At 44.2% G+C, this 12,594-nt stretch carries 10 protein-coding genes; 4 read left to right on the forward strand and 6 right to left on the reverse strand.

Going from position 1 to position 12,594, the window contains the following annotated elements; translation table 11 throughout:
* From FW774_RS13200 to FW774_RS13215, 4 genes are read left to right on the forward strand one after another with little or no spacing between them, the layout of a single operon-like run.
* A complete protein-coding gene (locus FW774_RS13200) occupies nucleotides 1-1,824 on the forward strand; it encodes a class I mannose-6-phosphate isomerase (protein ID WP_149348665.1) in 1,824 nt (607 codons plus the stop codon).
* Nucleotides 1,825-1,834: 10 nt separating this feature from the next.
* Nucleotides 1,835-3,196 (forward strand): sugar porter family MFS transporter, encoded by a 1,362-nt coding sequence (locus FW774_RS13205; protein WP_149348666.1) that lies wholly within the window; start codon nucleotides 1,835-1,837, stop codon nucleotides 3,194-3,196.
* 19 nt (nucleotides 3,197-3,215) lie between these two features.
* Nucleotides 3,216-5,534, forward strand: coding sequence for a GH92 family glycosyl hydrolase (locus tag FW774_RS13210; RefSeq protein WP_149348667.1), 2,319 nt, complete (start codon nucleotides 3,216-3,218; stop codon nucleotides 5,532-5,534).
* Entirely contained in the window at nucleotides 5,534-6,172 is a 639-nt protein-coding gene (locus FW774_RS13215) for an HAD family hydrolase (RefSeq protein ID WP_149348668.1), read from the forward strand. The genes FW774_RS13210 and FW774_RS13215 overlap by 1 nt, the downstream gene beginning before the upstream one ends.
* Before the next feature lie 95 nt (nucleotides 6,173-6,267).
* Here FW774_RS13215 and rny read toward each other — a convergent pair whose 3' ends face one another.
* The 6 genes from rny to rpsT form a co-directional block, all read right to left on the reverse strand.
* Nucleotides 6,268-7,821, reverse strand: coding sequence for a ribonuclease Y (gene rny / locus FW774_RS13220; RefSeq protein ID WP_149348669.1), 1,554 nt, complete (start codon nucleotides 7,819-7,821; stop codon nucleotides 6,268-6,270).
* 213 nt (nucleotides 7,822-8,034) lie between these two features.
* Nucleotides 8,035-8,325 (reverse strand): cell division protein ZapA, encoded by a 291-nt coding sequence (locus tag FW774_RS13225; protein ID WP_149348670.1) that lies wholly within the window; start codon nucleotides 8,323-8,325, stop codon nucleotides 8,035-8,037.
* 22 nt (nucleotides 8,326-8,347) lie between these two features.
* The gene (locus FW774_RS13230) at nucleotides 8,348-8,659 is read right to left on the reverse strand and encodes a hypothetical protein (protein ID WP_149348671.1); all 312 of its coding nucleotides are present in this window, start codon (nucleotides 8,657-8,659) and stop codon (nucleotides 8,348-8,350) included.
* A 51-nt stretch (nucleotides 8,660-8,710) separates the two neighbouring features.
* Entirely contained in the window at nucleotides 8,711-11,113 is a 2,403-nt protein-coding gene (pheT, locus tag FW774_RS13235) for a phenylalanine--tRNA ligase subunit beta (RefSeq protein ID WP_149348672.1), read from the reverse strand.
* Nucleotides 11,114-11,382: 269 nt separating this feature from the next.
* Nucleotides 11,383-12,084 (reverse strand): RadC family protein, encoded by a 702-nt coding sequence (gene radC, locus FW774_RS13240; protein ID WP_149348673.1) that lies wholly within the window; start codon nucleotides 12,082-12,084, stop codon nucleotides 11,383-11,385.
* 81 nt (nucleotides 12,085-12,165) lie between these two features.
* Nucleotides 12,166-12,420, reverse strand: coding sequence for a 30S ribosomal protein S20 (gene rpsT, locus FW774_RS13245; protein WP_149348674.1), 255 nt, complete (start codon nucleotides 12,418-12,420; stop codon nucleotides 12,166-12,168).
* Between the last annotated feature and the right edge of the window lie 174 nt (nucleotides 12,421-12,594).

Consider the following 12,594-nt stretch of genomic DNA (forward strand, 5'->3'; position numbering starts at 1 on the left):
ATGAATGATACAAGCGCATGGCGTTCCGGTTCTCAGCCTTTGTTACCCATAAACGTTAAGCCGCAACATACGGATGGGTATAACATATATCCTTACCATTCCGTTGGTAGCGGGAAAATTCATAAAGGCTACCAGTCGCTGGCTCAGTGGATAGCAGGACAGAAAAACCTTGTGATTGATGGCTTTTCGGGTGTTTTGTGGCAGGAAGTACAGCGGCATCTTCATGACGAGCTGGAGCGTTTGGGAGTAAAGGTTAACTGGATAAAGATGTCGGACTTTCTTAAGCCTGAATCAACAATTCAGCAATTGGTTGCACCCTTTATTGGAGAATCGGATGCTGTGTGGGGTACAAAATGTTCGCTTTCTGTTCACGATTTTTACGACATCAGCGGGTTACGTCAGCCGGATAACAAAACTGGTATTACTATTTTGATAGGGCCCGGTGCTGCCATATCAGGCTGGTCTGCACCCTTAATTTACCTGGAGCTCCCCAAGAATGAGCTGCAATTCAGAATGCGTGCCGGTTCGGTCACTAATTTCGGAAATCCGGCTCCTGAGAATCCTTCGGCGATGTATAAACGTTTTTACTTTGTGGATTGGGTGATCTTTAACGGGCATAAAAAGAATATCCTTGATCGTATTACAATTGTAGCGGATGTACAGTGGAAGGATGATCTGAACTGGATGCTGGCAAAAGACCTGAAGGCTGGCTTATCCGAATTGTCCCAAAATGTATTCAGGGTTCGGCCGTGGTTTGAGCCCGGTGCCTGGGGCGGGCAATGGATGAAGCAGCATATAAACGGACTGAATAAGAATGAAATAAATTATGCCTGGTCGTTTGAGCTGATTATTCCCGAAAACGGACTTGTGTTTGAAAGTGACGGCAATTTACTGGAGGTTTCTTTTGATTTCCTGATGTTTACCGGGCATCGTGCCGTTTTAGGAAAACATGCCGATATATTCGGATATGAGTTTCCCATTCGTTTTGATTTTTTAGATACCTGGGACGGAGGAAATTTATCCATACAATGCCATCCCTCATTAGCCTACATTAAAGAACACTTTGGCGAAAATATCACCCAGGACGAGACGTATTATATTCTTGATTGCCAGAAGCAGGCCAATGTGTATTTGGGTTTCCAGGAAGATATTGATGCCGCGAAATTCAGGACAGAGCTGGAAAATAGTCGCGATTTTGGTACTGAAGTTGAAATTACCAGGTATGTCTGCTCATTACCTGCAAAAAAGCACGATCTGTTCCTGATTCCGAATGGTACGGTGCACAGTGCAGGAGCCGGAAACCTGGTGTTAGAGATCAGCGCCACACCTTATATTTTTACCTTTAAGATGTACGACTGGCTGCGGCTGGATCTGAACGGAAAGCCGCGTCCCATTAACCTGGAGCACGCTTTTAACAACCTGAGATTTGACCGTAAGGGCGATAGGGTAGTTAAGGAGTTGATCTCACATCCTCAGGTAATTGCAGAAGGATCAGACTGGCAGCTTATCCATTTGCCAACACATCAGGAGCATTTTTATGATGTGCACCGGATAGAATTTGATTCAGAGCTTACCATTGAAACAGAGGATTGCTGCCATGTGCTCATGCTGGTTGAGGGAAGCACTGTAAGCGTTAACACCGCGAATGGTATGTCGGTATATTTTCACTATGCGGAAACCTTTGTTGTGCCAGCCGCCGCAAAAGCATATACATTAACCAATATGGGTCAAAGCCGGGCCAAGGTTATCAAAGCATTTCTGAAAGTTAATTCCGATAACGACACCCGGCAATCTCAACAGTATAAGTATGATACCTCATTGTAATTAAACACAAATGAAAAAAGGAATAAACCTGGGCATAGTAACGCTGGTAGCATCGTTGGGCGGATTTTTATTCGGCTTCGATATGGCCGTCATATCAGGTGTTTTACCGCTCATCCAGAAACAATTTTTGCTAACGCCGGCCCAGGAAGGATGGTTTGTATCTTCTGCTCTGGTAGGATGCATTATTGGTGTTGCATTTTCCGGAGAGCTGAGCGACAGGCTGGGCCGAAAAAAGATATTGCTGATAGCGGCATTGCTGTTCTTTTTTTCAGCTCTGGGCTGTGCGTTTTTGCCCGGTTTTTCTATGGTGGTGGCGGCACGCATTATTGGCGGTATAGGTATCGGCTTTGCTTCAAATGTGGTTCCGTTGTATATTTCAGAAATAGCTCCTGCCAAAATCCGCGGAAGATTGGTGACCTGTTACCAGTTTGCACTTACTTTTGGTATCCTGGTTGCCTATTTAAGCAATGCGACTTTACTTCATTATTATCGTGCCACTCCCGAAGTGTGGCGTATCATGTTTGGTGTGGGGATAATTCCGGCGTTGTTATTTATGTCGGGACTTTCTATCATACCCGAAAGTCCGCGATGGCTGATGCTGCAAGGGAAGCATGCCGAAGGTCTGGAGATCAGTAACAGGATCAATACCGAAGCTGTAACCGGGATTCAGTCAGGTCGGCCTGATGCCGGGATTCAAAGGCAGGGCCCATATAAAGAATTGCTTGCTCCTGGTATGCGCAGGGCTTTATTTATCGGTATTCTGCTGCCACTGCTATCGCAGTTTAGCGGTATCAATGCCATTATTTATTATGGGCCAAGCATACTCCATAATGCCGGCGTTTCCTTGAGTAATTCGCTGGCAAGCCAGGTGATTTTCGGGGTAGCCAATATGTTGTTTACCTTAATTGCTATCTGGAAAGTAGACAGATGGGGAAGACGTCCATTATACTTGCTGGGTACAGCCGGTGCTGCTGTCGCATTGCTGCTTACAGGCTTCTGCTTTTATTACTCAGTTACAACAGGCATCTGGTTATTTTTGTGCGTACTGGCATTTCTTGCCTGTTTTGCGTTCTCTATAGGGCCGTTAAAGTTCGTAGTAGCCTCCGAGATTTTCCCCAATGCCATACGGGGCCGGGCGCTTGCCATTAGCATTATGGTAATGTGGGTGGCCGATACTATTGTAGGGCAGATAACACCTCTTATGCTTAACGGGGTAGGAAGTGCCGCCACATTTTGGTTTTTTGCCTTATTTTGTCTTATCGCCTTTATCTTAGTGTTTTACTATCTTCCGGAAACCAAAGGACGATCATTGGAGCAGATCGAAGCATCCTGGCAAAAAGACGGATTAAAAGATAAATCCCTTAAAGATTAGAATAGGTCAATTTATGCTTATGACAATACTTAAAAGATTATTCGGACTGGTGTTATGGTGTAGTATCGTCTTTTTAGAGAAAAGTTTTGCACAGACAGCGCATTCTAATGCGTACGACCCTGTAGAATATGTAAATCCACTGATGGGAACAGCCTCGAAGCCTTCACTTTCGAACGGGAATACTTATCCGGCTATTGCATTGCCCTGGGGGATGAATTTCTGGACGCCTCAGACAGGGAAAATGGGTAATGGATGGATTTACACCTATGATGCCGATAAGATCCGTGGGTTTAAGCAAACGCATCAACCTTCCCCCTGGATGAAAGATTACGGGCAGTTTTCACTAATGCCTGTAACCGGTAAGCTGAAAATTAATGAAGACGAACGGGCAAGCTGGTTCTCGCATAAGTCGGAAATTGTAAGGCCTTATTATTACTGTGTTTACCTGGCAGATTACGATGTAACTACAGAGATAGCGCCTACCGAGCGGGCAGCCTGCTTTCGCTTTACCTTTCCGCAAACAGACAGTGCCTACATGGTTATTGACGCTTTTGATAGCGGTTCATACATCAAAATTATCCCCGAGCAGCAAACTATTATTGGTTATACCACAAAAAATAGCGGCGGCGTACCGGATAATTTCAGGAACTATTTTATCATCCGGTTTGATAAAAAGTTTGCTTTTAACACTGTGTGGAGCGATGGAAAAACGGTGGACAAAAAGCTGGAACTAGAAGGCAATCATGTCGGAGCGATTATCGGCTTTAAAACCTCGCCAGGCGAAAAAATACAGGCGCAGGTTGCTTCTTCGTTTATCAGCCATAGTCAAGCCCGGATAAATTTGAATGAAATTGGTTCGGATAGTTTTGAGACTATTAAACAGAAAGCCAGAGCTAGCTGGAATAAGGAATTAAGCCGGATACATGTAGAAGGAGGTACAACAGATCAGTTCCGCACCTTTTATTCCTGCCTGTACCGCTCGCTTCTTTTCCCAAGGAAGTTTTATGAGATAGATGCCAATGGTAAGATAGTGCACTATAGTCCTTATAACGGTAAAACAGAGGCTGGATATATGTTTACCGATACAGGATTCTGGGACACCTTCCGGGCGCTTTTTCCGTTCCTTAATCTGATGTATCCATCCCTGAATGCTAAAATTCAGGAAGGGTTGGTTAACGCGTACAAAGAAGGAGGATGGCTGCCGGAATGGGCCAGTCCGGGACTACGGAATATTATGATAGGCTCCAATTCAGCGTCGATAGTTGCGGAAGCCTGGTTGAAAGGTTGCCGTGGATACGATATTAACACGTTATATGAGGCCCTGTTAAAAAATGCAGAACATGAAGGCCCGCTCACTGCTGTTGGGCGTAAAGGCGCAGCCTATTATAATCAGTTGGGCTATGTGCCTTGCGATGTAGGAATTAAAGAAAGCGCCGCCCGTACATTGGAATATGCCTACGATGATTTTGCCATTTATCAATTAGCTAAGGCATTGAAACGGCCGCAGGCTGAAATAAACCGTTTTGCCGAACGATGCCGGAATTACCGGAACCTGTTTGACCCGTCTACCGGTTTAATGCGGGGTAAAAAAGAAGATGGCACTTTCCAGTCGCCGTTTAATCCCTTTAAATGGGGCGATTCCTTTACCGAGGGTAATAGCTGGCATTATACCTGGTCGGTTTTCCACGATGTGCAGGGCTTGATTAATTTGATGGGAGGCAAAACGCAATTCATAGCAAGGCTCGACTCCGTATTTTCGCTTCCGCCGGTATTTGATGAAAGCTACTATAAATCGGTTATTCACGAGATACGGGAGATGCAGATAGCCAATATGGGGCAATATGCTCACGGAAATCAGCCTATACAGCACATGATTTATTTGTACAACTATGCCGGAGCTCCCTGGAAAGCTCAATATTGGATACGAGAAACCATGAATCGCATGTATCTTCCTACCCCCGACGGCTATTGTGGTGATGAAGATAATGGCCAGACATCGGCCTGGTACGTATTTTCGGCTATGGGATTTTATCCAGTATGTCCGGCATTAGGTCAGTATGTTATGGGGGCGCCATTGTTTAAGAAAATGATCCTGAGTTTAGAAAATGGCAAACAGGTGGTTATAAATGCAGCACTGAATGGTCCGGAGAATAGATATGTCCGATCTGTTACCTGCAATGGGCAACCCCATACCAAAACCTGGTTCAGTCACCAGCAGCTTATGCAGGGAGCGGTTATTAATTTTACCATGTCGCCTGTACCATACAAAAACCGGCGTTTATTACCTGCAGACCTGCCTTTTTCGCTGAGTTTAGAAGTATCAGATCCTGTAAAATAATGTCAATAAAACCCGACAGCATCATTTTTGATATGGATGGAACCTTATGGGATCCGATGAACGTTTATACAGAGGCCTGGAACAGAGGTTTCCTGGAGTCGGGCTTAAACCGGCCTATCTCAAGAGCGGAATTAATGGCGATGATGGGTTGGGAGAAACAGAAAGTGATGGATAAGCTATTACCAGGCTACGATACGGCGGTACAAGAAAAGGCCTATTTATCTGTAAGTAATTGGCTGACATCGCTTATGAATGAGAAGGACGGAGTTATTTACGAAGGTGTACAGGCGGGACTGGCGCAACTGGCTAAAAAATACAAGTTATTTATTGTAAGCAATTGCCCCGAAGGTATTATCCGGTTATTTATGAAACGAGCGGGAATAGAGCAGTATATCACCGATGAGATGGCCCATGGTGTAAATCTTCAGCCTAAAAGCTATAACATAAAGCTGTTGATGGATAAATATCAGCTAAAACGGCCGGTATATGTTGGCGATACCAATGGTGATAGCGAACAAAGCCGCCTTGCCGGCATTCCCTTTGTGTTTATGAGCTACGGATTTGGCACCACAGAACGATATGATATGAAATTTGAAGATTTCAGCGCTTTTACGGATTATTTTATGCGGATAGTGTAGGTAGTAGGTATTAGGAGGTATTAACAAAAAGAGGCCGCCTCATAATTACTTATGAGACGGCCTCTTAAAATAAATCAATTTATCCTTTTCGACGGCTACTTAGCGTACGATACCGACCGGGTTTCGCGGATAACTGTTACTTTGATCTGTCCGGGGTAGGTCATTTCCGTTTGGATACGATTTGAAATATCGGCAGCTAAGATTTCGGCCTGTGCATCGGTAACGCGTTCGCTTTCTACCACTACACGTAATTCGCGGCCGGCCTGGATAGCGAAGGTTTTTTCTACACCAGGATAAGATAATGCAAGGGATTCAAGCTCCTTTAAGCGCTTGATATAACTCTCTACTACCTCACGGCGTGCTCCGGGCCGGGCGCCTGAAATGGCATCACAAGCCTGAACAATAGGTGAAATAAGCGAGGTCATTTCAATTTCATCGTGGTGAGCGCCAATGGCATTGCAAACATCCGGATGCTCTTTGTATTTTTCGGCCAACTGCATCCCTAAGATGGCATGCGGCAGCTCCGGGTTATCATCCGGCACTTTACCAATATCATGGAGCAGTCCGGCACGTTTGGCTAGTTTCACATTCAGCCCAAGTTCTGCAGCCATAGTGGCGCAGAAGTTGGCTACCTCGCGGGAGTGTTGCAGCAGGTTTTGTCCGTACGAAGAACGGTAACGCATACGTCCAACCATACGGATAAGCTCCGGATGCAGTCCGTGAATGCCCAGGTCGATCACGGTACGTTCACCAATTTCTACAATTTCTTCTTCAATCTGCTTTTTGGTTTTAGCCACTACTTCCTCAATACGGGCCGGATGAATACGGCCATCGGTTACCAGGCGGTGGAGGGCTAAGCGTGCAATCTCACGACGAACAGGGTCAAATCCCGACAGGATAATGGCTTCGGGTGTATCGTCTACAATGATCTCTATCCCGGTAGCGGCTTCCAATGCCCGGATGTTCCGGCCTTCACGACCGATCACACGGCCTTTAATTTCATCGTTTTCAATGTTGAAGATGGAAACCGTATTTTCGATGGCGGCTTCGGTAGCCGTACGTTGTATGGTCTGGATTACTACCTTTTTGGCTTCTTTGGCGGCAGTGAGCTTGGCATCATCCACAATATCCTTGATCTGCGCCATAGCCTTGCTGCGGGCTTCTTCCTTGAGTGTTTCCATCAGCTGATTTTTAGCCTCCTCGGCAGATAAGCCAACAATAGTTTCCAGTTGCTGAACATGTTGTTCTTTCAGCAAATCAACTTCTTCCTGCTTTTTCAGGGCAATTTCGGTTTGCTTTTCGAGGTTTTTACGCAGGTTCTCCAGTTCCTGCTCCTTGCGGTTAGCATTCTCAAGCTTTTGGTTTAACGATTGCTCTTTTTGCTTGATGGAGTTTTCCCGCTGACTGATTGCATTGTTTTTGCTGTTAATCTCCTGCTCATGTTCGGCCTTAAGCTGAAGAAATTTCTCCTTAGCTTCGAGCAATTTATTCTTTTTCAGGATTTCGGCATTGTTTTCGGCCTCCTTCAGAATTTTCTTGACCTTGTTCTGGGCTGACACTTCCTGCCCTTTGAGCAGTTTGCGGAGTAAAAACCGCCCTATAAATACGCCTATGGCTATTCCGAGTAAAACGTAAAGTATAATTTCCATAATTAATCTATCATATAAAAAAACCGCAACTAAATTCTAAGTCTCATGTATTAAAAGCTTCTTCATTCAGGTTTAGAGTATCACATTTTGCAAAAGCACGCTTTTGACATGTTCTTTTACTCTTCTAATATAGAAGCGTTAAGCTTAAAATAGTGAAACCTAAAAATTTAACTGCGGTTAAATCTTTGGCGCTCAGTATTGATAAAGAACGTATTATTCTGAGAAGAATTCAGTAAGCAACTGGTCTAACTGATATACTTTTTCGGCTACCTCGGTGTCTTCATTAATTACTTTCTTTTCTGCTTTTAACGTAGCAGTAGCATAATGAAGCACACACATGGATAGCAAATCTTGTTTATCCCGAACCGCATAATTCTCCTGATATTCCTTTATGCGGTCATTTATCAGCTTCGCTGCCCTCCTTATCACTTCCTCTTCCTCCATAGCTACCTTTAAGGGGTAGATTCTGTCGGCAATATTTATTTTAATGGAGATTTCTCCCATTTGAGCTATGTTTCACTTTGTATTACTTTTTAAGCAATACAATGCACTTATCTATTTCCCGCACAAAATCGTTAATTTTTTGTTTGATGTCAAGGCTTTTTTCATCAGTATTTTCAGAACCTTCGTTTTTGCCTTCCAGCGAGCGTGCCAGCTTCAATACCCGCAGACGTTCTTCCAATTCTGCAATATTTTTCTTTGAAACCTCATTATCCTGCTTTAGCGATTGATTCTCAAGTTGTAATACATTGTTTTCTTCCTGCAACGTAGCGCACAAATCAATCAGCTTTGCTGTTTTTTCAATAACTTCATTTAACTGATTTGCTAACTGCGACATGACACTTGATTACACTAAAGTTTTCTGTTTACGTATGTTTATGCGCTCTGTTTAATTTTTTCGTATTTCGGCTCCGGCTTCTTTTTCTAAGTTAAGAATTAATTTTTGCATGATGGCATCAATCTGCTTATCGGTAAGCGTTTTCTCTTCATCCTGCAAGATAAAGCTTAATGCATAAGATTTTTTTCCTTCGGGGAGTTTATCTCCTTCGTACACATCAAATACATCTACTGATTTTAGCAGATGTCTTTCGGTGCGTTGTGCAATCAGCCTGAGTTGATTAAACCGGACATCTTTATGAATAAGCATAGAAAGGTCGCGGCGTACCGACGGATATTTAGGTATTTCTGCAAATGTAGTCTTGTTTTTTCGGATGAGCTTTAGAACCAGATCCCAATCGAACGAAGCATAAAATACATCCTGTGAAATATCAAAGGTTTTAAGCAATTGTTTGTTGACGCTGCCAAAGTCGGCCAATATTTTTTCGCCCTTACGGTACGTTAAACCATACTGTAGATCCGGCAAACCGGTTTCTTCAACCGTGTATCCCGTAATATTTAAGCGATCGATCACCTCGTCGGCAACAGCTTTGAGATGGTAAAAATCTGCCGGTTTGCTTTTTACATTCCAGCGTTCGGTATGCGCATTGCCCGATAGCCATATTCCCAGCCAGTTGTTTTCTGCAAACCAGTCGTCAGTTTTCCGGTAAGTCTTCCCGAACTCGTATAGTTTCAGGTCAGAGCTTTTGCGGTTTTGATTATAGGCGATTACCTCAAGCCCGGAATACAAAAGTGTTTGGCGCATGGTGTCCAAATCGCTGCTTAACGGGTTAAGGAGTTGCACGGTATCAGGAGCTCCTTTGTAATAAGCAGACTTGGTTAACGAGTTGGTCAGCAGCTCATAAAAACCGTTAGCGGTAAGTATATCGGCAATTTTATTTTGTACCAGCTCTTTATCGGGCTTGGCCGAAGGAATTAACGATGCTTTTACCTGTTGCGGAATTTCAATGTTATTGTACCCGTAAATACGTAGTATTTCTTCAATAATATCCACTTCGCGGGTAACGTCTACTTTATAAGGAGGTACTTTTAATTGCAGACCTTCGGCGGTTTCGGCTGCAATTTTAATATGCAGCGCCGTTAGAATATCGCGTACCTCGTTATGTGGAATTTCCTTGCCTATCAGGCGATTGATATTGGCATAGGTTACCGTAACGTTAAACGGTTCAGCTTTTTGCGGGTAGAAATCGGATATTTCTGATGATATTTCTCCGCCGGCAACTTCCCGGATCAGCAATGCCGACCGTTTTAGCGCTGTAATGGTTATATCGGGATCGGTGCCCCGCTCAAAGCGGAAAGAAGCATCGGTTTTGAGCCCGTGCCTTTTGGATGTTTTGCGTATAGAAACCGCGTTAAACCAGGCGCTTTCCAGGAAAACGTTTTTGGTATTATCGTTAATGCCTGAACCTATGCCGCCAAATACGCCGGCTATGCATAGAGGTTTTTCGGCATCGCAAATCATCAGGTCGCTGGATGATAATTTACGCTCCACACCATCAAGCGTGGTAAAAGGCGTACCTTCGGTACAGTTTTTTACCACCACCTTATGCCCGTTTATGGCGTCGGCATCAAATGCATGTAAGGGCTGGCCTAACTCGTGCAGCACATAATTGGTTACATCAACAACATTGTTAATGGGCCTGACACCGATGATGTTTAGTTTCTCCTTCAGCCAGCCGGGTGATTCTTTTACAGTTACACCGCTAATGGTAACGGCAGAATATCGCGGACAAGCCTGCTCGTTTTCTACAACAACGGGAATGGTAAGATTATGATTGCCTATCGCGAAAGCGCTTACATCGGGCATTACAACCGGTATACGCAGGTAAGCGGCCAGGTCACGGGCAACGCCGAGGTGCGATGCGGCATCGGCCCGGTTGGGGGTTAGGCCAATCTCGAATAGGTAATCGTCCTTAATATTGAAATAATCTTTGGCGGGAGTTCCCACAGTGGCATCCGGCTGCAAAATCAGTATGCCTTCGTGCGATTTGCCCAACCCGATTTCATCTTCGGCGCATATCATGCCTTCCGAAACTTCGCCCCGTATTTTTGATTTGTTGATTTTAAAGGGTTCCCCGGACAGCGGATATACGGTAGTGCCAACAGTAGCAACCACAACTTTTTGCCCGGCGGCAACATTGGGTGCGCCGCAAACTACCTGTAACTCTTCAGCGCCGCCTACATCAACTTTTGTAATGCGTAAACGGTCGGCATTGGGATGCTGAGCGCATTCTTTTACATAACCGATGACCAATCCTTCCAGTCCGCCGGGTATGGTTTGTACCTTTTCTAAACTCTCTACTTCGAGCCCAATATCGGTTAAAATAGTCGATAATTCTTGTGGTGTTTTGGTGGTATCGATAAACTGTTTTAACCAATTATATGAGATTTTCATGCGCTGTTATTAATAGACTGGCAAAGATAGAAAAAAGTTCATAGTCAGAGAGTCGGGAAGTCGGAAAAGACCGAAAGCGAGAAAGGTGGAAGGTTAGAAGGCAGAAGGTTTAAGGCATAGGGTAGCTAATGGCTTATGGTTCATGGCTTATAGTCCGGAAGTCGGTAAAGACAGAAAAGACTGGAAGCAAGAGCATAGAAGCAAGAGACAAGATTAAGGAGTAAAAGTTACTCCCTCTCCTTTGGAGAGGGTTGGGGAGAGGCTACCCACTACAATAATCCTCTGTCTGCAAAGCTGATGTAGCCGTTGTTTGTAAAAATCAGGTGGTCTACTATGGGAAGATCCAGCAATCTGCCGGAAGCGGTTAAAGATTCGGTCAGTTTAATATCCTGCTGGCTTGGGTTCAGGTTGCCTGACGGATGGTTATGTGCCAAAATAATATAGGCTGCATGATGCTCAAGCGCTGTTTGGAAAATGATTTTCGGGTCGGCTACCGTGCCGGCCTGTCCGCCTCGGCTAACCTGGTGATAAGAGAGGACACTTTTCGAGCGGTTGAGCAGTAGGATCCAGAATTCTTCGTGGGTAACATCTTCAAAACAATGCCGCAAAATGTCGTATGCATCTTTGCTGGTAGTAATTTTAGTGATGCTTTTGGCACCGGCATCCTTACGCCTGCGACCAAGCTCCAGAGCGGCTATAATGGTAATGGCTTTCACCTGACCTATACCTTTAAACCGCGAAAGTTCTTTTACGGATAATTGGCCCAGCCGGTCGAGGTCATTACCTAATGAATGTAAAATGCGTTTGCTTAGCTCCACGGCGGTTTCATCGCGGTTGCCGGAACCTATCAATATGGCTATTAATTCGGCATCGGTCAGGCTGCGGCGACCTGTTGCAATGAGTTTTTCACGTGGGCGATCGGCTTCTGCCCAGGCTTTGATGGGTATTTTCTGCTCGTTATATTGGCTCATGTGGTTTAAACGGTCTGACCAATATAAATAAAAAAGGACGTTGTTTGAGCAACGTCCTTTTAAAAATTTTTATCTTTTTAATTATTGTAAGCCGTTAACAAAACGGGTCAGCTTTGATTTATTGTTAGAGGCTTTGTTTTTGTGAATTACATTCTTTTTTGCCAAACGGTCAAGCATAGAGATAACCTTGGTTAAAAGCGGTGCTGCTTCTGCTTTAGAAGTAGTGCTGCGTAATTTTTTAATTGCGTTACGTGTGGTTTTCGCCTGGTAACGATTACGTAAACGTTTCGCTGCATTTGCCCTTATTCTCTTAATAGCTGATTTATGATTTGCCATTTCTTAGCTTTTTATCCGTTTTATACTTAAATGCCGATTGTTTTTATCGGGATGCAAATATAGGATGTTGTTTGTAATTAAGCAAGTGAATTTTTATTTTATGTGGATGGAGGTAAAAAGAAAAATCAAAAAATATTTTCTGAAATAAAAAAAGACACTACATTTGCAGTCCCA

The sequence above is a fragment of the Pedobacter sp. BS3 genome (assembly GCF_008274585.1).
Lineage (GTDB): Bacteria > Bacteroidota > Bacteroidia > Sphingobacteriales > Sphingobacteriaceae > Hufsiella_A.

Coding starts and splice junctions, on each gene's coding strand:
- FW774_RS13225 (WP_149348670.1), bottom strand. CDS start 8,325: ATGGGAGAAATCTCCATTAAAATAAATATTGCCGACAGAATCTACCCC.
- FW774_RS13230 (WP_149348671.1), bottom strand. CDS start 8,659: ATGTCGCAGTTAGCAAATCAGTTAAATGAAGTTATTGAAAAAACAGCA.
- rny (WP_149348669.1), bottom strand. CDS start 7,821: ATGGAAATTATACTTTACGTTTTACTCGGAATAGCCATAGGCGTATTT.
- rpsT (WP_149348674.1), bottom strand. CDS start 12,420: ATGGCAAATCATAAATCAGCTATTAAGAGAATAAGGGCAAATGCAGCG.
- FW774_RS13210 (WP_149348667.1), top strand. CDS start 3,216: ATGACAATACTTAAAAGATTATTCGGACTGGTGTTATGGTGTAGTATC.
- FW774_RS13215 (WP_149348668.1), top strand. CDS start 5,534: ATGTCAATAAAACCCGACAGCATCATTTTTGATATGGATGGAACCTTA.
- pheT (WP_149348672.1), bottom strand. CDS start 11,113: ATGAAAATCTCATATAATTGGTTAAAACAGTTTATCGATACCACCAAA.
- radC (WP_149348673.1), bottom strand. CDS start 12,084: ATGAGCCAATATAACGAGCAGAAAATACCCATCAAAGCCTGGGCAGAA.
- FW774_RS13200 (WP_149348665.1), top strand. CDS start 1: ATGAATGATACAAGCGCATGGCGTTCCGGTTCTCAGCCTTTGTTACCC.
- FW774_RS13205 (WP_149348666.1), top strand. CDS start 1,835: ATGAAAAAAGGAATAAACCTGGGCATAGTAACGCTGGTAGCATCGTTG.